Raw genomic sequence first — 22,756 nt, 5'->3', positions numbered from 1 at the left:
AATTTATAGAAAAATAGTGCAAATTATCTCAATTTTGTCGAGGAAGCGTTTATCTTTCATAATGAAAGTTATGCTAAATTCACTCATAGAGATAATTGATTGCGAATTTTATAACAACAACTCTCTGTGTTGTTATCGTATTTAAGCGAATGCTTATAATGTTATTAATCATACTAACAAAATGTATTTAAAGGATTTTAAATTGAACGCAAAGAAAATAATTATTAGTTTAATTATTGCATTAGCCATTAGCTTTGGTCTCTATCTTATGGCTTTAGACAACTTTTGCGATCGCGGAGAAGACTTTCAGCAAGGCCTTTGTCGGTTTACCACATTATTCCCCTCCAAACATAGTTAAAAAGTCGCTTTTCTTATTATTTTTCGCCTAGCATAAAATGTATTTGTTATTCAAGTCAGATTAGTGTTTTAATGGGGGCTTGAAATAAACAAAATCGTAAATATTAGTTTACACGTTAAGTTGATAAAATAATAAAAGAAGAGGATGTATGGCGAGAGAGTCGCAACAGACAGAACTTAAGCGCGGTCTGAAAAATCGACATATCCAGCTTATTGCGCTGGGTGGTGCTGTCGGCGCTGGTCTGTTTCTTGGTATAGCGCAAACCATTAATATGACGGGCCCATCAGTAATACTAGGATATGCTATTGGTGGTTTTATTGCGTTTATGATCATGCGCCAATTGGGCGAAATGGTTGCCGAAGAACCAGTTGCGGGTTCGTTTAGTCACTTTGCCAATAAATATTGGAGCCCTTTTGCCGGCTTCTTATCTGGTTGGAATTACTGGGTGATGTTTATCCTTGTTGGTATGGCAGAATTAACTGCAGCAGGAAAATACATTAACTATTGGTTGCCTGATATCCCTGTTTGGGTTTCCGTTGCTATCTTCTTTGTGGCAATCAACTTAATCAATTTGATTAACGTTAAAATGTATGGTGAAACCGAGTTTTGGTTTGCCATTATTAAAGTATTAGCAATTGTTGGTATGATTTTATTCGGGAGCTACTTGCTGGCAAGCGGCAATGGTGGGCCTCAAGCTTCTGTAAGTAATTTATGGGAATTAGGTTTCTTTCCTCATGGTTTTACGGGCTTTATGTCGGCATTAGCAATTGTCATGTTCTCTTTTGGTGGACTTGAGCTAGTGGGGATCACGGCAGCTGAAGCTGAAAATCCAAAAGTAAGCATCCCGAAAGCGACTAACCAAGTTGTTTATCGTATTTTAATTTTCTATATCGGTTCATTGTTGGTGCTACTGTCACTTTATCCTTGGACTCAAGTAGTGAAAGGTGAAAGCCCATTTGTACTGATTTTCCATAATTTGGATAATTTCTTAATCGCAAATATTTTAAATGCTGTGGTATTAACAGCTGCATTATCTGTTTATAACAGCGGTGTTTATTCTAATAGTCGTATGCTTTATGGTTTGGCAAAACAAGGTAATGCACCACATGCACTTTCTCGTATTAATAAACGCGGTGTGCCAGTTGTGTCATTACTCTTGTCTGCAATTGCGACTTCATTAGGTATTTTAGTTAACTACTTATTACCTGATCAGGCGTTAGAGCTATTAATGGCATTGGTTGTTACTACGTTAGTGCTTAACTGGATTATGATTTGTTTGGCGAATTTAAAATTCAGAGCAGCAAAAATGAAAGAGGGTGTAGAGCCTTTCTTTAAAGCACTTTGGTATCCTTATGGTAACTATATTTGTCTTGCTTTTTTATGCATGATTTTAGTGATTATCTTATTTATGCCACAAGTGAATATTTCGGTGATCTTAATGCCATTCTGGATTGCGTTCTTGTGGGTTGGATTTAAGATTTCTCGTATGAAGAAAACGCCAGATAATGCTCAAGCAAGTCAAGATATTTAAGTTACTGCAGATTGGTTGAGTTACTTTATTGAACAAAAAACGCATCTCAATGATGCGTTTTTTTATGCTCTATATTTTTATTGTTCACACTTATTCTGATAGGCAAAAATAAGAAGTTACTGCCAACGTAACCAAGCAAATAACACGTTACCATTGTTATAAGTACCAGGTACATACGTTGCTTGTAGTGAAAGGTGCCCATAACCAACAGACACTAACGGCAAAGGCAGTGGCATAGGAATATAGTTATATTCATGGCGAGCAGTAATACTCAGTGTAAATCCTGCGCCCATTCGGAAACCGTCTTTATCACCGGGATACCACATTTTCTCAAAACCATAGCCCATAATAGGTTGTACACGGTTATTTGAGTCCATAAATGCCATTGCATAAAGAGAATGCCAATCACCATCACTGTCATAACGATATTTCCCCATACCAAAACCCCAAGGGGTTTCGTTATAGCGATCCGTTTTTTCTTTATCGTAAGTAAAACGGTTATGCCAAGTCCAAACAGGTAAATAGTAGTTATATTGGTCGTTATCCCAAGTTTGATTGATATTACGTTTGAATTTCCCCCAATAACTCTCTTCGTTATTAGATTGAGATACATTATTGGTAGTTTGATGATTTTCTGTAGTAATAATCTGATGTGGGATTGAATTATTTTCAGAAGCGGAAGCAGTTGTTGTTAACGCAAGCGAAAACAACGTGGTTGCTAATACGCTAGGGTGAAAATAGGTTGAAAACATAATATAACTCCGAGTACGGCATTGCTATGATTCTGGTGATGACAAATAAACGTTACTAATAGTGTTATTTAATCGACAAGTATTTAAGATAAGAGGTATCTGAAACTTTACTTCTTAACTAAAATCTTAAGGGATAAGAATCGGTTATAAAGAAAATAAACAAGTTTGTTGTATTTATGAATGTGTTTGTTTGAGGCATTCAATATTGTTATCTTTTAATGGTAACGTATTGTTTTTAATTTAAAATTAAGTTTTTATTAGATTGCTAATAAATAGCTGATAAATAAGGTTAAAGAGAAATAATTTTAGGTTGGTTATTTTCAACAGCAAAATCCCATAAAATAGCTATTTTTATGACTTAATGAAAATATTGAGATAAATTTAATATCAATAACATTAGGTTATAAAAAGAGATTAATTTCCAGCGGATAATAGAGTAACGAATAAGAAGAGTTAAATAAAAAAAGAAAAAAACAGAGGTTGGTTTATAAAACGTTTAGGTTGTGTAGTTTTTTTAGTGGGATGTCGTTTTTTATGCAGATTATCCTAAAGCAAAAACGTATGAGTAAACATCATTCACACGTTTTCAGGAAATATATTGTTTATTATTGAGATAATTTTTCTTGGCTAATAACAAGGAGTCGGTGAGTATGAGTATCACGATCCTTACCCCAGCAGAAAGCATCCCAGTTATTGTAGAAATCTTCAATACTGTCAATTAAGTGCAGAGGTCTATCTTCCTCAGTTCCATCTGAAGCATAAATATAATGACCTTTGCTAAAAGCCCATAAAATCATATCAATCCAAAAACCTTTACCATCAGAAGTTTGTTCTTCATCAGTAACGACGATATTATGAACTTTTAAAAGATTACAGAAAAAAGTACGAGGCAATTCTCTGATCGCATCACGATGTTTAGGTATACGGGAACGCCAAACTTTTATTTGAGTACACGTTGTTTTTCCATAAACGATATCTTTTCGAAATCTAAGTTCAACAAGGTAGGCTGTTTCACTTTCTTTATCTGTGGTGATAAGTCTGTATTGATCTTTACGTAATGATTTAACTAAACGGTATCCTATTGGTGTATTAAAACCTTCTAAATCAATATCTTTTACACCTTGGGTAATAAACTGAAGTGTATGTTCAATATTTTTAGCTGGTAGTTTTAACTTTTCATTAAAGTCTGCATCAGGAATAAGATAAGGCATTGATTGTCCATTATTCTGTTGCGATGGTTCATTTTTCATTTAGCCCCTCCGCATAGTGTGATTGTCCAGAAATGCATTATAAATACCTCATCTAGCAGATAATATATCGATTGTCGTTAAAATGAACAAAATAATTTATTTTATTCTTCTTATTTAAAGATAGCTAAAATATATTTATTAAATTAATGCTTTGTGCAATATAGGCTATTGGTTTTGTGTTTATTATATACAATCTTCGCTGATTTATCTTACTGAATCACAAATCTCAACAATAGAGAATTTATAAATCGAGATTAGCTATCAAACTAGCATCTTTATCTTGAGCATGCGATACTCCTTATCGCCTGAATTTACAGGCTTTGGCTCGGGGCGCCTTATGGCTGAGATGAACCCGTATAACCTGATCTGGATAATGCCAGCGTAGGGAAGTCAAGGTAACTCTGCTGATTAACAGAGCCCGACTTTTCTGTAACTGGTGAAAGGAGGAGTTAATCAGTGAGATTCAATGCATTGTCTATCGCAGGCACCGATCCTAGTGGTGGTGCCGGTATTCAGGCTGATCTGAAAACATTTTCCGCACTGGGTGTCTATGGCACAACAGTAATGACAGCACTTGTTGCTCAAAATACCTGTGGTGTCCGTAGTGTCTATGATTTATCCCCTGATTTTGTTGCTGCTCAATTAGATGCTGTCTTGTCTGATGTTCGCATTGATAGTGCCAAAATTGGCATGCTCTCTAATGCTTCGATTATTGATGTGGTTTGCGAGAAACTTCAACAATATGCCATTCCTTTTGTTGTGCTTGATACGGTTATGATTGCAAAAAGTGGCGATCCTCTATTACAGCCTGATGCGGTTAATAAAATGATCCGTCAGCTTTTACCGTTGGTAGATTTGATCACTCCTAATTTACCCGAAGCAGCTGCACTGCTAGGTTGTGAAGTCGCTCAAGATGAAATAACGATGAAGCAACAAGGTTATGCATTGCTAAAGCAAGGATGCAAAGCCGTGTTAATGAAAGGAGGGCATTTAACAGAAGATGAAAGCCCTGATTGGTTATTTACTCAAGATGGCGAGTGGCGATTTACCTCAAAACGCGTTAATACGAAAAATACCCACGGTACAGGATGCACGCTTTCAGCCGCTTTAGCTGCTATTCGTCCTCAAGTCTCTAATTGGCAAACTTGTGTTGAGCAAGCAAAAGCCTATTTACAACAAGCGCTAGAACATGCGGATAGTTTAGAGGTTGGGCAAGGTTTTGGCCCAGTACATCATTTTCACCGCTGGTGGTGATACTAAAAAGCCCCTCAATAAAAGGGGCTTTATCGTCAAATCTATCAGTTAAGCAATTAAGCAATTAAGCAATAGTGACAGATTTATCCAAATAAACATCTTGTACGGCGTTAATCAGTGCAACTCCGTCTTTCATTGATTTCTTAAAGGCTTTACGCCCTAAGATAAGACCCATACCACCTGCACGTTTATTAATCACCGCAGTACGAACGGCATCTTCAAGGTCATTATTACCAGAAGCGCCACCAGAGTTAATTAATCCTGCGCGCCCCATATAGCAGTTTGCTAATTGGTAGCGAACTAAATCAATTGGGTTTTCAGTCGTGAGTTTCGTGTAAACGCGCTCATCAGTATGACCAAAACCAATCGCTTTAAAGCCACCGTTATTTTCAGCCATTTTTTGTTTAACGATATCAGCACCAATAGTCGCCGCTAAATGGTTTGCCTGCCCCGTTAAATCTGCACTTGCATGGTAATCTACACCATCTTTTTTGAACGCTGGGTTGCGTAAATAAGCCCATAATACAGTGACCATACCCAATTCATGAGCACGTTCAAAGGCCATTGAAATTTCTTCAATTTGGCGACGGCTTTCTTGTGAACCAAAATAAATAGTCGCACCCACTGCAACAGCACCCATTTCAAAGGCTTGCTCTACGCTGGCATACAGTGTTTGGTCATATTGCGCTGGGTAGCTTAGGGTTTCGTTGTGGTTTAATTTCACAAGAAAAGGAATTTTGTGTGCATAGCGACGAGAAACAGAAGCAAGAACACCATAAGTAGAGGCAACACAGTTACAACCTGCTTCAATCGCCAACTCAACAATATTTTTTGGATCAAAATAGAGAGGGTTTGCTGCGAAAGAGGCCGCCGCTGAGTGCTCAACACCTTGGTCAACAGGTAGAATAGACAGATAACCCGTTCCCGCTAAACGCCCGTGATTAAACAGGGTTTGCATTGAACGTAACACGCTATTAGGGCGATTATTATCAATCATTACACGATCAACAAAGTCAGAACCTGGCAGGTAGAGATTTTCGCTTGGGATGGTTTGGCAACGATGGTCTAATAATGATTTTGCATCAGCACCTAACAAACTTACTATATCAGTCATTACATACTCCAGTTCATGATGAGATGAGAGTGATTGTCATTTATCTACATTAAGATAACAAGTCACATTGAGGCGGTAACCGGCAGTGGATCGCTTCAGGTAACACAATAAATTCAAATTTATTCCCTAAAAGGGGTTCTCCATCTAAATTAAACACCATTTCATGAGAAGCACTAATGTTTACCCAGCGACTTTCTCGCTCAATTATCTTGTTATTTTTCTTGCTATCAAACATGCTGTTTAAAATAGAGGGGAGAAGTTCGTGAGCTTCAACAATGGTGATATTGAGTTTATTGTCATTAATTAAGGCTTCAGAGCATAATTTTTGTCCGCCACCAGCTTGGCGGCCATTACCGATAGCTAGAATAAGAGACTCGCCTTCCCAATGGAAATTTTCAGCTTCAATAGTGCAATAATCAGCTTTTAAAGAATCGATACTTAAAAGACCATTAATAAAATAGGCAGCTCCACCTAATGCTGATTTTAATGCTTCAGGAGTCTCGGTTGTAATTTTGGTTCCAAAACCGCCTGATGCCATATTAATAAAATAGTGCGTCTTGTTCACTGAGATAACATCAATGGGAACAGCTCGACCTTTAACCGCTAAATTAAGTGCATTTTCCATATCACGAGGGATTTGTGCGCTGGTGGCAAAATCATTTGCTGTGCCTAATGGAATAATGCCCAGTGTTGGTAAAGATGAGGGTGAAAGATGAATTAATTCAGAAACAACGCTATTAATCGTTCCATCTCCTCCTGCGGCAATTACCGTTTCTGCTTGTATATCTATAGCTTCTTGTACAAAACGGCGTATATCACTGGCTTCCCAAGTTACTCTTACTTGGAGGTTAAAACCTTCGTTACGTAATTGGTAAACTGCTTTTCTCAATGCGCTGTTGTTAGCGCTTTTTCCATTAATGATCAGCAAACTAATTTTACTCATTGATGAATCCCTTTAATTGAATCACTCTTTTAAAGGTAATGGATATCGAGAAAATTACTATTTTTTTTACAAATGATAACGAAAAAGGGAATGTGTTTACGTAAAGGAGAGTTGATAACGGGAATGAAAAAAGAAAAGGCAAATCCAAGGGAGATTGGATTTGCCAAGGAGGTGGTTCCTAGTCTTACTGTATTCATTCTAGTTCTTTATTTTTCGGAACTGATGATACGGTAAACAAATCATTATTGATGTGATCTGTATTTGAAATTGATCACTTTAAATCAGATTATGACGCTTTACTTCACTTCTACAGCATCAATCTTATGCGGCTGACGTGTTGTTGTACCTTGTAGGTTGCGGATCAGCAGTGCGAAATCTAAATCAACATCTTCAGGAACAGATAAATAAACCATGTGACCATTACCTGGTGCAACATCAGTTGGTTGCTGTTTTTTGTTAAACAATTCTTCTAAGGTAAATTGAATATTGCCGGTTGGTGTCATTAATTCTAGGCTATCACCTAAAACAAATTTATTTTTAACATCAACTTCGGCTAAACCGTTTACGCGTTTGCCGGTGAATTCACCGACAAATTGTTGGGTATCAGAGACAGAATAACCATATTCATAAGTTTGGTATGCATCATGGGTATGACGGCGTAAGAAACCTTCTGTATAACCGCGATGTGCTAAGCCTTCTAATGTCGTTAGCAACGTTGGATCGAATGGTTTGCCTGCAACAGCATCATCAATTGCACGACGATACATTTGTGCTGTACGGGCACAGTAATAGAAGGATTTAGTACGGCCTTCTATTTTCAGAGAGTGCACACCCATTTGAGTTAATTGCTCTACGTGTTCAATTGCACGTAAGTCTTTAGAGTTCATGATATAAGTACCGTGCTCATCTTCGAACGCAGTCATATATTCACCAGGACGTTTGGCTTCTTCAATTAAGTAAACTTTATCTGTTGGTGCGCCAACACCTAAAGTAGGCTCAACGTTTTTAACTGGAATTGGCGTGTATTTTTCAACGATATTACCCACATCGTCTTCTTTGCCTTCTTCGACTTTATATTCCCAACGGCAAGCGTTAGTACAAGTACCTTGGTTCGGATCACGTTTATTGATATAGCCAGATAGCAGGCAACGGCCTGAGTAAGCCATACATAATGCACCATGAACGAAAACTTCTAATTCCATATCAGGAACTTGCTTACGAATTTCAGCAATTTCATCAATAGAGAGCTCACGAGACAGGATCACTCGCGTTAATCCCATTTGACGCCAGAATTTTACGGTTGCCCAGTTAACAGCATTGGCTTGTACTGAAAGGTGAATATCCATTTCAGGGAACGCTTCACGTACCATCATGATCAAACCCGGATCAGACATAATCAGCGCATCAGGACCCATATCAATGACGGGTTTTAAGTCACGGATAAAGGTTTTTAATTTAGCATTATGGGGTGCGATATTAACCACAACATAGAAGCGTTTACCTAATTCATGGGCTTCTTGAATACCTTTGGCAAGGTTTTCGTGGTTAAACTCATTATTACGCACACGTAAGCTATAACGTGGCTGACCTGCATAAACGGCGTCTGCGCCATAAGCAAATGCATAGCGCATATTTTTTAATGAGCCAGCAGGAGAGAGCAATTCGGGTGTAAACATGGTTAATTTCCTGGTTCTGATTTCAAGTCAGTCCCCCACACATTGGGTAGGGGTATATCATAAAGGGGAGGATTCTAGCGCTTAAGTGTAGCGAGGTTCAATGTATTCCTGAAAAAATATCATCGAAATCGATAAGCTTGTGTCTCCCAACGATACCCTTGGCCATAAATTGAGCGAATAAATTCAATTTGATCGTTAAGTTGCTCAAGTTTACGTCTTAAGTTTTTAATATGGCTATCAATGGTTCTGTCCGTCACAATGCGGTAATCATCATAAAGATGATCCATTAGCTGATCACGAGTTAATATTTTTCCGGGTTGTGTCGCTAATGCTTTGAGTAGACGGAATTCAGCTGTGGTTAAGTCGAGAATTTTATTGTTATATTGGATTTGATAAGCCTGCTCATCAATGATAACTAACTTATCGCTTTGAACAATATCTTGTGGTCGATAAAAACGGCGTAATAAAGTTTTGACTCTGGCTACGACTTCTCTTGGGCTGTAGGGTTTGCAAATATAATCATCGGCGCCAATCTCAAGTCCAAGCAATCTATCTACTTCCTCTGTTTTGGCTGTGACCATAATGATGGGAATATCAGAAAACTGACGTAACTCTTTACAGATCGTAATGCCATCTTTAACGGGCAACATCAGATCTAATAATATTAAATCGTAATGTTGTTGTTTTACACAATGGCTAACTTCAGCACCATCTGCTAGCCAGTGAGTTTGATATCCTGAAGCTTGAAGATAATCAATAAGTAATTGAGCAAGCTTGGGTTCATCTTCAACTATAAGGATTGAATAGGGTGATTCGGCAGCAGTCATTATTGGCTCAGTGGTTATAGGCTTAAAGATCATCAGAATATGCAGGTAATTCTATAAGAATTTTCATGCCTCCTAAAGATGAAGGCATAGCACTTATTTTACCATTATGAGCTTCAACGATATTTTCGCAAATCGCAAGACCTAATCCAGAACCGCCACTAGCACGATTTCGTGAGCTTTCTGCACGATAAAAGCGTTGGAAAACGGCTTGATACTGTGATTTATCCAATCCAGGCGCGCTATCTTCTAAGGTTATCAATACACAGTTATTCTCTTTTTTTGTCTTGATATGTAATTGTCCACCAGCATAGGTATAGCGCACACTATTTTCTAATAGATTATGAAAAAGCTGAATAAGCCGGTCAGGATCGGCTTGTACAATTAATGGAGAGATATCATCTAATTCAGTATATAAGGCAATATCTTTGGTGTGATATGTGTGGCGATAAGAAGCAACAGCTAATAAAATCACCTCATTAATATCAATAAAATCTTTACGATAAGTGAGTGAGCCTCTATCTGATAATGAAAGTTGGTGGAGATCATTCACCAGTTTTGTCAGGTTTGTTACTTCGAATAAAAGGGAGTTTAATGTCTCGGACGTGGGCTTTCTTACACCATCTTGTAACGCTTCTAATTCCCCTTTTAAAATAGCGAGGGGTGTACGTAACTCATGTGAAATATCAGCCATATAATCACGACGAATTTGCTCATTTTTCTCTAGTGTGCTGGCGAGTTGGTTAAAGTCTGTGGCGAGCTGGCTGATTTCATCTTTACTACTGGGTGTTACACGAACAGCAAAATCACCAGCGGCTAATTTATGTGTGGCTTCGACCAGTCGTTTAACGGGGCGTATCATATTGCGAGAAAGGATCAGTGTAATAAGTAAAGCTAAAAGAACGGTTAAACCTGCAATTATCCAACTGGTACGCAGTTGTTGTTTATCAAAACTGATATCCGCTTCACTACTAATCTTATCAGCGGCACTGACAATCACCCAACCTACAATTTCATCATGAGAAGTAATTGGTTTTTTGAAGGTTTCTTCAGGAAATTGATTGTCATGACCAAATAAGCGCTTCATGTTTTTATCAACAATCCAAAACTGTGTGCGCCAGCCTTTTGGTGGAGGGCCTTCACTGCTTTGGCTTATTTGGTCAATACTGCGTAATATTTGATAAAGAGAACGATCATCTCTATTGAGAAAACGCCAGTCACCGGTTAAAGCATATTGATCTGTTAAGGCTTCAGCTAAAAGAGTTGCACGCTGTTCACTGTTTTTCTTGATATAGCCAATAAACCCTTGTTGAAAGCTACCTCGAATACCAATATGCATGGCAAGAACTACAACCATACAGGTAGCGAAAATCACCAAGAACAGCTTGCTTCTCAGTTTCATGCTTTAGCCTCTTTCTTGCTGAAACGGCGTTGTTGCCAACGTTCACGCAATCCATCAAAAAATAGATAAATAACTGGGGTGGTATAAAGGGTTAAGAGTTGGCTCATTAATAACCCACCTACGATTGTTATCCCTAAAGGTTGTCTTAATTCTGCACCATCTCCGCTTCCTAACATCAATGGCAATGCGCCAAATAATGCGGCAAGGGTTGTCATAATAATCGGGCGAAAACGCAATAAGCTCGCCTGAATAATGGCTTCTTTGGCTGACAATTTACCCTCGCGTTGGGCAGTGATCGCAAAATCCACCATAATAATGGCATTTTTCTTCACAATACCAATGAGTAACATAATGCCAATAAGTGCAATCAAGCTAAAAGGTGTATCAAAAAGCTGTAACGCTAATAACGCACCGACACCGGCGGAAGGAAGGGTGGATAAAATGGTGAGTGGATGAATATAGCTTTCATACAGTACACCTAATACCAAGTACACAGTCACAATAGCCGCTAAGATAAGAATAAGCTGTGACTTAATGGTTTCTTGGAAGATCTGTGCCGTACCTGCAAAGGTGCCCCTTACGGTATTGGGTACGCCCAACTCGGTCATTGTGCGTTCAATAGAATTAATTGCATCAGCTAATGTATAACCTTCAGGAATATTAAAAGCAATCGTTGAGGCGGCAGATAATCCTTGATGGTTGACGCTCAATGGCGCATTGGCAGGATACCAACTTGCAAATGCAGAGAGCGGAATGCGCTCACCTTGGTTATTTACCACATACATTTTATCTAACGCAGAAACGTCTTGTGTATACTGTTCAGACACTTCCATGACGACTTTGTACTGATTGAGTGGGGCATAGATAGTGGAGATCTGACGTTGACCAAAAGCATTATTCAGCAAGTTATTCGCATCACTGACATTAATACCTAATTGTGACATGGTATCTCGATCGTAAGTTAGTGCCATTTCAGCACCTTTATCTTCTTTATCTGAGTTAACATCCACAAGTTGAGGCAGTTCGCCTAATGCTTTACGTACAATGGGTTCCCATTTACGTAATTCGCTTAAATCATCAGCGAGTAAAGTAAATTGATAACTGGCATTAGCCTGACGCCCACCTGCTCTAACATCTTGCACAGGCATTAAAAAGAGGTTAGCGCCAGGTTCATTAGCGAGTTTGGCACGTAAACGATTGATCACTTGGTTGGCACTATCAGTACGCTCTGACAGTGGATTGAGGGAAATAAACATAAACCCACTGTTAATACGCCCCCCTCCCGTAAAGCCCGTTACGCTATCTACGTCTTTATCTGCATTTATTTCTTGCATAAAACGGGTCATTTTTTCTTTCATTGATTGGAATGAAATACTTTGGTCAGCACGGACAAATCCCATTAATCGGCCAGTGTCCTGGTCGGGAAAAAATGTTTTAGGTGCGCTGATATACAGGTAAGCATTTAGGCCTAAAGTCGCAAGAAAAATCGCCATAATCCAGCGTCGATGGCGCAGAGCCCCTTGTAATGTGACACTGTAACCTTGTTGAGCGCGGAAAAGTAACTTACCAAATCCTCGCAAATGCGATTGTGCTTTGGGTTTGACACCTTTTAATAAATGCGCACACATCATGGGGGTCAGTGTTAACGAAACAAATAAAGAAATAGCGATAGCTGTGGTTAACGTAATAGCAAATTCTTTAAATAATCGTCCAACAAGTCCATCCATTAATAGCAGAGGGATGAATACCGCCACGAGAGAAATACTCATCGAAAGTACGGTAAAGCCGACTTCTCCAACCCCTTTTAAAGCGGCTTCTTTAGGTTTTAAACCATTCTCAATGTGGCGAGAGATATTTTCGAGTACCACAATGGCATCATCAACCACAAAACCGGTAGCAACGGTTAATGCCATCAATGAAAGATTATTTAAACTAAAGCCACAAAGATACATGGCTGAAAAAGTACCAATTAATGAAACGGGTACAGCAACGGCAGGAATAAGCGTAGCACGGCCTGAACGTAAAAATAAAAATACGACTAGAATTACGAGTGCGACAGCAATGGCTAACGCACGTTCAACTTCTGCTAATGATGCGCGGATAGTGGGGGTTCTATCTTGGGCAACTTTTAAATCGACATTGGCTGGAATAAGTTCACGTAATTCAGGAAGTTCATCACGAATACGGTTAACCGTTTCAATAATATTGGCTCCCGCTTCACGGCGAATAACCAGTAAAATAGCAGGTTCGCCGCCACTCATCCCTGCTGCGCGTGAGTTTTGTACCGAATCAGTGACTTGCGCAACATCGCCTAAACGCACAACAGCTTCTTGATTGTAATGCACGATGATTGGGCGATATTCAACCGCTTTGCTTAACTCGTCATTGGTTTGAATTTGCCAACGATTTTCATCATTATTGACAAAGCCTTGAGGGCGTCGCACATTCGCTTGGTTAATTGCTTTTCTCACATCATCAAGGCTAACATTTTGGTTAAATAGCGCATCAGGATTGAGAGCAACACGTATTGCGGGTAATGATCCTCCACCAACAGAAACTTCACTTACTCCTTCAATTTGTGAGATTTTTTGTGCAAGGCGGGTTGATGCCAGATCGTAAAGCTCTCCTGTATTTTGTATGTCAGAGGTCAACGTTAAGATCATTATCGGTGCATCAGAAGGATTTGATTTATAATAACGTGGGCGACTTGGCATTCCGGAAGGTAATAAGCTTTGTGACGCATTTAGCGCTGCTTGCACATCACGAGCAGCAGTATTGATATCTTTATTCAAGTCAAATACCAACGTAATGCTGGTACTGCCAAGCGAGCTACTAGAGGTCATCTCATCAATACCCGCAATTCGCCCTAAAGAGCGTTCAAGCGGTGTAGCAACAGAAGATGCCATAGTTTCAGGCGAAGCCCCAGGTAATGAGGCATAGATATTAATAACGGGATAATCAACCTGAGGCAAAGGCGCAACAGGAAGTAACATAAAGCCTAATGCACCACAAAGAGAAATTGCTAAACTAAGTAATGTGGTTGCTACAGGTCGTTGAATAAAGAGGGCGAAGAACTTCATGATACAGCCCCGTTATTATTCTCAATGTGTTTATTGCGGTTTACATAGAGTGATAATTTATCAAACAGTAGATAAATCACTGGCGTAGTAAACAGAGTTAAGATCTGGCTCATAATTAAGCCTCCGACCATACAAACCCCTAATGGCTGGCGTAATTCTGCACCCACACCAGTACTTAACATTAAAGGTAAAGCTCCGAGAAGTGCCGCCATTGTTGTCATTAATATTGGACGAAAACGTAATAAACACGCTTGGTAAATAGCCTCGTAAGGGGTTAAACCTTGTTCTCGTTCTGCTGCAAGGGCAAAGTCTATCATCATGATCGCGTTTTTCTTTACGATCCCAATAAGCAAAATGATCCCAATAATAGCAATAATATCAAGCTCATTACCCGCGGCCATTAATGCGAGCAATGCGCCGACACCCGCGGTCGGTAGTGTAGATAAAATAGTAATAGGGTGAATGAAACTCTCATATAACACACCGAGCACAATATACATTGCTACAATAGCTGCGATAATCAGCCATAAAGTACTTGAAAGTGCACTTTCAAAGGCGAGTGTTGCACCTTGGAATTGAGTAGTGATATCTCTTGGCATCGAGATTTGCTCTTCCGCCAATTTTACCGCTTTGACTGCTTCTTCAAGAGACGATTTTTCGGCAACATTAAATGAGAATGTTGCTGAAGGAAATTGTTCTTGATGATTAATCGAAAGTGGTGCTAAGCGCTGTTCTACCGAGGCAATTGAAAGCAGTGGTACCATAGCGCCATCTTTGCCAGTTAAATGTACAGCTGAGAGCGCCTGTAAGCCATCACCGCTGCGAATATCTTGTTCTAATACAACACGGTACTGATTTGCTTGAGTGTAGATAGTTGAAATTAAACGCTGACCAAAAGCATTATAAAGTGCGTTATCAATCTCACTCATTGTAATGCCTAGGCGACTTGCAGAATCTCTGTCCACTTTGATATACGCCATCATGCCACCGTCTTGCCAATCGCTGCTGATGTCGGTTAGTTCTGGGCTGTTTTTTAATGATTGAGAAAGCTTTGGTACCCAATACGCCAATTCATCTAATGATGTTGCTTGCAACGTAAATTGATATTGAGTACGAGAAACTTGCGTGTCAATTGTTAGATCTTGTGTGGGTTGCAAATAGAGCGTTATGCCTGAAATAGAGGCTATGCGTTCTTGTAGACGAGGAATTATTGTATCAATACGCGAGTCGCGTTGATCAAGGGGTTTTAATGTGATTTGTAATCGACCTGTATTGAGTGTTGCATTACTACCATCAATGCCGACAAAACTGGCAATATTATCAACCGCAGGATCATCAATGAGTTTATCAACCACTTGCTGCTGTTTTTCAACCATCGATTGATAAGAAATAGATTGTGAGGTTTCGATGGTGCCTTGTAATAATCCATTATCTTGTAATGGGAAAAAGCCTTTAGGAATAAACATATACAGCAAAACAGTCAACACCAAAGTGCTGAGTGCAACACCTAAGGTTATCCATTGATGGTTTAACACACGTTTTAACCACACGGCATAAACGGCAATCATTTTTTCAAAGAAGCGTTCACATGCTATTTCAAAACGATTGTGTTTGATTTCATTTTCAGGCTTTAGCAATCGCGCGCACATCATTGGCGTTAATGTCAGCGAAACCACCGCAGAGATTAGAATAGCGACAGCAAGGGTGATTGCAAACTCTCTAAATAGACGGCCAACAATATCTCCCATAAATAACAGGGGGATCAGTACGGCAATCAGAGAGAACGTTAGTGAAATAATGGTAAAGCCAATTTCGCCGGCTCCTTTTAAAGCGGCTGTTAACGGCTTATCACCACGCTCAAGGTAGCGGGAGATATTTTCAATCACAACAATGGCGTCATCGACAACAAAGCCGGTCGCAATCGTTAATGCCATTAAGGTGAGATTATTGACAGAAAAACCACAGAAATACATTACTGCGAATGTACCTACTAATGAAAGTGGTACGGCAATGCTTGGAATTAAAGTTGCGACACCATTACGTAAAAAGAGATAAATCACCATCACTACAAGTGCGATAGCTAAGCCAAGCTCAAATTGTACATCTTTAACTGATGCCCGGATCGTTGTGGTTCTGTCGGTTAAGATCTCAACATTCACTGATTTAGGTAAATTAGAGACTAAATCTGGTAATAAATTACGAATATTATCAGTGGTATCAATAACGTTAACGCCGGGCTGACGTTGAACATTTATAATAATTGCCTGTTCGTTATTTGCCCATGCACCTAACTGGTTATTTTCAGGTGCTTGCTCGATAGTTGCGATATCAGATAAACGAATAGGCGCATCATTTTTATAGGCAACGATGAGTTGGCGATAATCTTCTAATGATTTCATTTGGTCATTAGCCGATAATGTTACGGAACGAGTAGGGCCATCAAGGCTTCCTTTCGCTGAGTTAACGTTCGCATTATTGATTGCTACACGAATTTTTTCGCTGTCTAAACCGTAGGACGCTGCGGCTTGTGCATTGAGTTTGACTCTAACTGCGGGACGCTGACCACCGGCTAATGCCACTAAACCTACACCATTAACTTGTGAAATTTTTTGCGAAATACGGGTTTCAACCATATCTTGCAACTGTGTCATCGGTAATGTTGAGCTCGTCACCGCTAAAGTTAAAATAGGCGGATCAGCTGGGTTTACTTTGCTGTAAATCGGTGGGTAAGGCAAATCGGAGGGTAGTAGATTCGTCGCTGCATTTATCGCAGCTTGTACCTCTTGTTCTGCAACATCTAATGGTAAGGTTAATTGGAACATCAGAGTGATCACTGAAGCGCCACCAGAGCTTTGTGATGACATCTGTTTTAACCCAGACATTTGCCCAAATTGTCGTTCAAGTGGTGCAGTGACAGCGGATGTCATCACATCAGGGCTTGCTCCAGGATAGAGAGTAACGACCTGAATTGTCGGGTAATCAACTTCAGGTAAGGCAGACACTGGCAACATACGATAACCAACGATACCAGCTAACAGTATGGCCACCATAAAAAGAGTTGTTGCAACTGGGCGCAGAATAAATAAGCGAGATGGTCCCCCACCTGTACCGTGTGTTTTTTCGGTCATTACGCTTTCTCCGCAACTACACGGTTATTTTCTTTATTTTTAGGTACTGTAGGTGTCACGATTTCGACTTTTGCATCTTGTGTTAATCTATCCACACCATCCGTTACAACACGCTGATCTGCTGATAAACCAGAAGCTATCACAACTTTTTCTGCATTTTGTAAGGCGACTTCCACGCGTAATTTGCTAACTTTATTTTCGTTATTCACAACCCAAACAAAGTGACCTTCATTACCCATTTGCAAAGCCGCATTCGGAATAACAACCGCTTTTTCTAATGTGGTGATATAAAGACGGACATTGACGAATTGATTAGGAAATAATGTTGTCTCTTGTTGCGGGAAACGTGCTTTTAATTTAATGGTGCCAGTAGTGGCATCAATTTGGTTATCAACACTAAATAATTTTCCTTGAGCTAATTCAAACTGGTTATTTCTGTCTAATGCGGTGACAGGCAAATCAGCACTATTCTTACGTGCTTGAATAACTTTTGCTAAATCTTGTTCTGGCAATGTAAAAAGCACATCAACGGGATCCATTTGATTGATAACCACAATCGGCGTTGATGAGCCACCTGAAATATAGTTACCCACGTCAACTTGTTTTAATCCCACACGACCTGAAATCGGTGCCGTAATCTTACTGTAAGTTAATTGCAGCTGTGCATTACTGATTGTAGCCTCATCAATACGGATACTTGCTTCTGACTGTTTCACTAAAGCTTGCTGATTATCCAACTCTTGTTGTGAGACTAAATTCGTTTTTGCCAACTTCTGATAACGCGCTAAATCAAGACGTGCATTAGCTAATGTGGCTTGATCTTTTGCAAGTTGTCCTTTGGCTTGGGCTAATTGCACTTCAAATGGGCGAGAGTCAATTTCTGCTAATAAATCACCTTTTTGAACCTGCTGCCCTTCCGTGAAATGTAAAGCCATTAATTGACCTTCAACACGACTCGTCACTGTGACGCTATTAGTTGCTTTCACTGTACCTAAAGCTGATAAAAATTGAGGCACATCTTCTTGTATTGATGTTGCAACCTGAACGGGTGGCATAGGAGGGCGACGAGATCCAGTTGTACTTCGACTTTGTGAGCTTGTTGCTTGAGTTCCTTTATTTTCAGGTGTAGTTGTTTTTGCTGCATTAAATTGCCAATAGGCGTAAGCACCTGCGACTACGACGATTAAAGCGATAATAAGAGAAACTCTTTTTTTAGCATTTTTATTTTTATTCATTACTTTTGTGATCCCACTGGCAACTAGCTAATCAGAAATACTGAAATGAAATTTTGGAATAGTGACATTCTACCTGTTTTTACACAGTTAAAAATGGAGGAAATATGGAAATTAAGTCAAGGAATGTGTTTTATTGGCTTTATTTTAAGCAGTTAAAATAAAATGATACTGGCATTATTTTATCGTTGTTATTCAATAAGCCATTATTTATTAAAAAACGGACAAACAATAGCGTGGCTTAATTGTTTATATAGGGATAATTAAGTAGAAAATAATTTATTGATAATCAGTAAGTTATTTTGCTTGATGTTTTTTTGAACGCATAACTATTTTGTACAAATGCCTGTAACTATGATAAAACGCAATAGTTAGTTATAATTCTTAGATAATTATGCTTTCCAGTGATAGAATGCCAACCTTGTTTTTCTCTGTGTTTGAACTCTTTTCAAAGAATAACAATCCAGTATGAAATTCACCGAGCTTTAACTCTGTCTTAAAATAATCATTTTTGTAAAAATTAGCCTAAATATAAAGGCGTAATAAAATAATTAGAGGTTTTTAGTGTCAACTGCAAACACACCTGACGATGGACAAAAACCGAGCCTGAATGCATTTAAACAGCCTCGCGCATTTTATCTCATCTTCTCAATCGAATTATGGGAACGTTTTGGCTATTACGGTCTGCAAGGGATCATGGCCGTTTACCTGGTTAAAATGCTGGGCATGGGTGAGGCGGAAGCAATCACCGTTTTTGCTGCATTTACCGCATTGGTTTATGGTTTTGTTGCTATCGGTGGATGGCTTGGGGATAAAGTTCTTGGTACTAAAAGGGTTATTATCCTTGGGGCAATCGTACTGGCAATTGGTTATGCAATGGTGGCTTTCTCAGATCACGATAAAGATGTGATTTATTGGGGACTTGCAACCATTGCTGTAGGTAATGGTTTATTTAAAGCAAATCCATCCTCATTACTTGCAACCTGTTATGAGAAAAACGATCCACAATTAGACGGTGCATTTACCATGTACTATATGTCTATCAACGTAGGTTCGTTCTTATCTATGCTAGCAACACCATGGTTAGCAGCTAATTATGGTTGGGATGTAGCATTTGCATTAAGTGTTGTAGGTATGCTGATCACCTTAGCAAACTTTATGGTTTGTCGAGGATGGATCAAAGATAAAGGCTCTAAACCTGATTTTGAACCGCTTAATTATTTAAAATTGTTATTAACGCTGGTGGGGATCGTTGCTTTAACGGCAGTATCGACTTGGTTATTACATAATAATGAAGTGGCAAGTTGGTCTTTAGCCGTGATCTCATTAGGTATCATCCTTATTTTTGCGCGTGAAACCTTTATGATGAAAGGGGCTGCTCGCCGTAAGATGATTGTGGCATTTTTACTGATGGTTGAAGCAGTGGTCTTTTTTGTTCTTTACGATCAAATGCCAACATCTTTAAACTTCTTTGCGATCCATAACGTTGAACACTCAATCTTAGGTTTTAGCGTTCAACCAGAGCAATTCCAATCACTTAATCCATTCTGGATCATGTTAGCAAGCCCATTATTAGCAGCTGTATATAACTTTATGGGCGATAAATTACCTATGCCTTATAAGTTCACTGTTGGAATGTTCTTAAGTGCAACAGCATTTTTAGTGTTACCACTGGGTGCAAGCATGGCAAATGAAGCAGGGATTGTCTCTTCATGGTGGTTAGTCGCAAGTTATGGTTTCCAAAGTATTGGTGAGTTAATGATTTCAGGGCTTGGCCTTGCAATGGTTGCCCAACTTGTACCACAGCGTTTAATGGGCTTTATCATGGGTGCTTGGTTCTTAACTTCGGCAGCTGCTGCAATTATTGCAGGTAAAGTGGCAAGTTTAATGGCGGTACCAGAAGATGTTCAAAGCGCACATGCCTCATTAGAAATCTACAGCAGTGTCTTCCTACAAATCGGTATTGTGACTGGTGTTATTGCAATCTTAATGCTTTTAACTGCACCAATGCTGAGCAAAATGACACAGTAATGTGTCGCATTAAAAAAGAAAGCTGAAGAAAATAGAGGATGCCACAAGGCATCCTTTTTTGTGTTGAGGATTACCTAATTCAGAAAAATTGCCGCCATAAAAAATACCGCCCTAATAAGGGCGGTATTGTATAAGGGGTCATTTATAACATTGATAAAGACTTAACCAACCACTTTATCAATTTGTAATGCAACGTCTTTTTCATGGGTAGCTGGCTTTACCGCAGTCCAACCTTTATAAGCCAAAGGTAAGAATGCGACAGCAATTGCTAAGAATGAGACTCCTGCGACATAATAGGCGCCCGCCATAGCTGTTTTTTCTAACCATGCACCTGTTAACATTGGAGTTAATCCACCAAACACGGCATAAGCCATATTATAAGCAAAAGACAATCCTGAAAAACGAATCGATGGTGGAAATGCTCTTGTACTAACAATTGGTGTTGTTGCAATCGCACCAACGAAAAAGCCCATCAATCCATAATTAAATGCCAACTGAAAACCTGACATTGCTGTATCTAAATTGCCATAGAAATGGAATGCAGTAACAATCAAACCACCCCATGATAATGTCATTGAAACACGTGTTCCTAATTTGTCGCCAATCCAGCCCCAGAAGATACAACCTAAAGTTAAGGTTAATGTTGCAACACAGTTCGCTTCCAATGAGGTGGTTCTATCAATTTTGTAAATCCCTTCAACAATTACACTAGGTGTCATCAATATGGTGACAACAATGGCTGTTGATAAAGACCAAGTTAATGCAGCCGTAATTAAACACGCTTGTTTATGGTTTTTAATAACAGAAATTACAGGCATTTCTTGTGCTAAGGCTTTTTTTGCGGCCATCTCTTTAAAGATTGGAGTTTCTTGCAAGAATCGACGCAAGTAAACAGAGATTAAGCCAAATATTCCGCCTAAAATAAAGGGAATACGCCAAGCAAAATCATTAACTTCTTGAGCGCTATAACTGCGCTGAACGATAATTGCGACGATCGATCCTAATAAAATACCGCCAGTAATACCTGATGTTAATGTTCCAACACCTAAGCCATAACGTTGTTTTGGTGTATGTTCTGCAATAAATACCCAAGCACCTGGCATTTCGCCACCGATAGCAGCACCTTGCATGATACGCATTAATAACAACAATAATGGGGCTGCGATCCCAATGCTGGCATAAGTGGGTAATAAACCAATAATTAATGTTGGAACAGCCATTAAAAAAATACTTAAAGTAAACATGCGTTTACGGCCAATAATATCGCCGTAGTGTGCCATAATAATGCCCCCCAAAGGGCGAGCGAGATAACCGGCAGCAAAAATACCTAATGTCTGCATCTGTGCAATAAAGGCGTTATCACCGGGAAAGAACAAATGGCTCAATGTTTTCGTAAAGAACACGAAGATCACGAAATCATAGAACTCCAAAGTTCCTCCTAGTGAGGATAAACCCAACGTTTTATAATCGTTGCGATTTAATGGTCTTGCCGTAGGTTGACTCAACGGCTGAGTGGAGTGTGATTGTGATGTCATAATAACAACCTATAATAATCATCGTGATAAAATAAATAACTAATAAAGTCACAAATACATTCTTTTAGGATCAGCAAATAAAATAGGGTGGAAATAAATAACATTAAGTGGTTATTTATAGGCTATTTACGTGAGAAAGAATAATGTTGTGATGATGGTTTAAGTTATAACAGGAAGCTCTTAATGATGTAAATAGGTTAAAATAAAACAATCAAATAGACTTGAAAGCTAACAATTATCAAGTTTAATATCTATAATTTATCTATATCGCAATATGTTATATCAATAAATAGGAAATGCCATATATAATATAAAAATATTACATATTGTTTTTTATGAGGTGAATTTTAATATTTTTAAATAAAAACGAGGTGATATTGAATATATTTATTATGCTTTAAATAAACGATTAAATAATAAAATCGATATGAGTTTAATTTATTATTTTTTGTAAAAAAAGTTATTATTAGATAATTAATAAAGCTATTCGTATTAATAGTGAAAGATATGATCTGATAGGAAATAGATTATTAGTATATTCTACTGTATGTTAAATTTGGCTTTTGTGGGTATTAGTTTCAATAAATTAATAATTATTGGAATTAAATGCCAATTAATTTTGTAATCATAATCATATTTTTGTGTT

General features: G+C 38.7%; 15 protein-coding genes and 1 riboswitch. Of the genes, 4 read left to right on the top strand and 11 right to left on the bottom strand.

The window, feature by feature from the left end; genetic code table 11:
- The first annotated feature begins 181 nt into the window (after nt 1–181).
- Both mgrB and ABN256_RS03415 read left to right on the top strand, forming a co-directional pair.
- Nucleotides 182–358 carry a PhoP/PhoQ regulatory lipoprotein MgrB gene (gene mgrB, locus ABN256_RS03420; RefSeq protein ID WP_164526450.1) on the top strand — a complete coding sequence of 59 codons (177 nt, stop codon included), beginning with the start codon at nt 182–184 and terminating at the stop codon, nt 356–358.
- Between the two features lie 148 nt (nt 359–506).
- Nucleotides 507–1,889 (top strand): amino acid permease, encoded by a 1,383-nt coding sequence (locus ABN256_RS03415; RefSeq protein ID WP_072068450.1) that lies wholly within the window; start codon nt 507–509, stop codon nt 1,887–1,889.
- 116 nt (nt 1,890–2,005) lie between these two features.
- Here ABN256_RS03415 and pagP read toward each other — a convergent pair whose 3' ends face one another.
- Nucleotides 2,006–2,641 (bottom strand): lipid IV(A) palmitoyltransferase PagP, encoded by a 636-nt coding sequence (gene pagP, locus ABN256_RS03410; RefSeq protein ID WP_072068449.1) that lies wholly within the window; start codon nt 2,639–2,641, stop codon nt 2,006–2,008.
- 605 nt (nt 2,642–3,246) lie between these two features.
- Nucleotides 3,247–3,891 carry a hypothetical protein gene (locus ABN256_RS03405; RefSeq protein ID WP_196554049.1) on the bottom strand — a complete coding sequence of 215 codons (645 nt, stop codon included), beginning with the start codon at nt 3,889–3,891 and terminating at the stop codon, nt 3,247–3,249.
- Between the two features lie 316 nt (nt 3,892–4,207).
- A riboswitch (TPP riboswitch) is annotated at nt 4,208–4,296 on the top strand.
- A gap of 51 nt (nt 4,297–4,347) precedes the next feature.
- Between ABN256_RS03405 and thiD the strand changes: the two genes are divergently transcribed.
- Complete coding sequence (gene thiD, locus ABN256_RS03400) at nt 4,348–5,145, top strand: bifunctional hydroxymethylpyrimidine kinase/phosphomethylpyrimidine kinase (RefSeq protein ID WP_196554050.1); 798 nt, start codon at nt 4,348–4,350, stop codon at nt 5,143–5,145.
- Between the two features lie 64 nt (nt 5,146–5,209).
- On the opposite strand, the gene fbaB is transcribed toward thiD, so the two are convergent.
- The 8 genes from fbaB to ABN256_RS03360 all read right to left on the bottom strand — a co-directional run bounded on the left by fbaB (nt 5,210) and on the right by ABN256_RS03360 (nt 18,547).
- A complete protein-coding gene (gene fbaB, locus ABN256_RS03395) occupies nt 5,210–6,259 on the bottom strand; it encodes a class I fructose-bisphosphate aldolase (protein ID WP_109407737.1) in 1,050 nt (349 codons plus the stop codon).
- Nucleotides 6,260–6,308: 49 nt separating this feature from the next.
- On the bottom strand, nt 6,309–7,202 hold the full coding sequence (yegS, locus tag ABN256_RS03390) for a lipid kinase YegS (protein WP_196554051.1): 894 nt from the start codon (nt 7,200–7,202) through the stop codon (nt 6,309–6,311).
- Between the two features lie 296 nt (nt 7,203–7,498).
- A complete protein-coding gene (gene trhP / locus ABN256_RS03385) occupies nt 7,499–8,878 on the bottom strand; it encodes a prephenate-dependent tRNA uridine(34) hydroxylase TrhP (protein WP_075674055.1) in 1,380 nt (459 codons plus the stop codon).
- Between the two features lie 119 nt (nt 8,879–8,997).
- Nucleotides 8,998–9,705, bottom strand: coding sequence for an envelope stress response regulator BaeR (gene baeR, locus ABN256_RS03380; protein ID WP_072068476.1), 708 nt, complete (start codon nt 9,703–9,705; stop codon nt 8,998–9,000).
- Between the two features lie 22 nt (nt 9,706–9,727).
- Nucleotides 9,728–11,104, bottom strand: coding sequence for an envelope stress sensor histidine kinase BaeS (baeS, locus tag ABN256_RS03375; RefSeq protein ID WP_196554052.1), 1,377 nt, complete (start codon nt 11,102–11,104; stop codon nt 9,728–9,730).
- Nucleotides 11,101–14,184 (bottom strand): multidrug efflux RND transporter permease subunit MdtC, encoded by a 3,084-nt coding sequence (mdtC, locus tag ABN256_RS03370; protein ID WP_349439124.1) that lies wholly within the window; start codon nt 14,182–14,184, stop codon nt 11,101–11,103. Before mdtC ends, baeS begins: the two co-directional genes overlap by 4 nt.
- On the bottom strand, nt 14,181–17,312 hold the full coding sequence (locus ABN256_RS03365; protein ID WP_196554054.1) for an MdtB/MuxB family multidrug efflux RND transporter permease subunit: 3,132 nt from the start codon (nt 17,310–17,312) through the stop codon (nt 14,181–14,183). Before ABN256_RS03365 ends, mdtC begins: the two co-directional genes overlap by 4 nt.
- Nucleotides 17,312–18,547, bottom strand: coding sequence for an MdtA/MuxA family multidrug efflux RND transporter periplasmic adaptor subunit (locus tag ABN256_RS03360; protein WP_196554055.1), 1,236 nt, complete (start codon nt 18,545–18,547; stop codon nt 17,312–17,314). The genes ABN256_RS03365 and ABN256_RS03360 overlap by 1 nt, the downstream gene beginning before the upstream one ends.
- A gap of 561 nt (nt 18,548–19,108) precedes the next feature.
- On the opposite strand from ABN256_RS03360, the gene dtpA reads away from it, so the two are divergent.
- Nucleotides 19,109–20,575 (top strand): dipeptide/tripeptide permease DtpA, encoded by a 1,467-nt coding sequence (dtpA, locus tag ABN256_RS03355; RefSeq protein ID WP_196554056.1) that lies wholly within the window; start codon nt 19,109–19,111, stop codon nt 20,573–20,575.
- A gap of 161 nt (nt 20,576–20,736) precedes the next feature.
- Here the strand turns inward: dtpA and ABN256_RS03350 are convergent, their stop codons facing one another.
- Nucleotides 20,737–22,110 carry an MFS transporter gene (locus ABN256_RS03350; protein WP_197269073.1) on the bottom strand — a complete coding sequence of 458 codons (1,374 nt, stop codon included), beginning with the start codon at nt 22,108–22,110 and terminating at the stop codon, nt 20,737–20,739.
- Between the last annotated feature and the right edge of the window lie 646 nt (nt 22,111–22,756).

This window comes from Proteus sp. fly-1008, assembly GCF_040140305.1.
Taxonomy (GTDB): domain Bacteria; phylum Pseudomonadota; class Gammaproteobacteria; order Enterobacterales; family Enterobacteriaceae; genus Proteus; species Proteus vulgaris_B.
Note: the sequence above shows the minus strand (reverse complement) of the source record. Positions and strands in the feature narration are given on the sequence as shown.

Bases quoted from the DNA above. Each gene is read 5' to 3' on its own strand.
- yegS (WP_196554051.1), bottom strand. From the start codon at position 7,202: ATGAGTAAAATTAGTTTGCTGATCATTAATGGAAAAAGCGCTAACAAC.
- pagP (WP_072068449.1), bottom strand. From the start codon at position 2,641: ATGTTTTCAACCTATTTTCACCCTAGCGTATTAGCAACCACGTTGTTT.
- trhP (WP_075674055.1), bottom strand. From the start codon at position 8,878: ATGTTTACACCCGAATTGCTCTCTCCTGCTGGCTCATTAAAAAATATG.
- ABN256_RS03365 (WP_196554054.1), bottom strand. From the start codon at position 17,312: ATGACCGAAAAAACACACGGTACAGGTGGGGGACCATCTCGCTTATTT.
- fbaB (WP_109407737.1), bottom strand. From the start codon at position 6,259: ATGACTGATATAGTAAGTTTGTTAGGTGCTGATGCAAAATCATTATTA.
- baeS (WP_196554052.1), bottom strand. From the start codon at position 11,104: ATGAAACTGAGAAGCAAGCTGTTCTTGGTGATTTTCGCTACCTGTATG.
- mdtC (WP_349439124.1), bottom strand. From the start codon at position 14,184: ATGAAGTTCTTCGCCCTCTTTATTCAACGACCTGTAGCAACCACATTA.
- ABN256_RS03360 (WP_196554055.1), bottom strand. From the start codon at position 18,547: ATGAATAAAAATAAAAATGCTAAAAAAAGAGTTTCTCTTATTATCGCT.
- ABN256_RS03405 (WP_196554049.1), bottom strand. From the start codon at position 3,891: ATGAAAAATGAACCATCGCAACAGAATAATGGACAATCAATGCCTTAT.
- baeR (WP_072068476.1), bottom strand. From the start codon at position 9,705: ATGACTGCTGCCGAATCACCCTATTCAATCCTTATAGTTGAAGATGAA.
- ABN256_RS03415 (WP_072068450.1), top strand. From the start codon at position 507: ATGGCGAGAGAGTCGCAACAGACAGAACTTAAGCGCGGTCTGAAAAAT.
- mgrB (WP_164526450.1), top strand. From the start codon at position 182: ATGTATTTAAAGGATTTTAAATTGAACGCAAAGAAAATAATTATTAGT.
- ABN256_RS03350 (WP_197269073.1), bottom strand. From the start codon at position 22,110: ATGACATCACAATCACACTCCACTCAGCCGTTGAGTCAACCTACGGCA.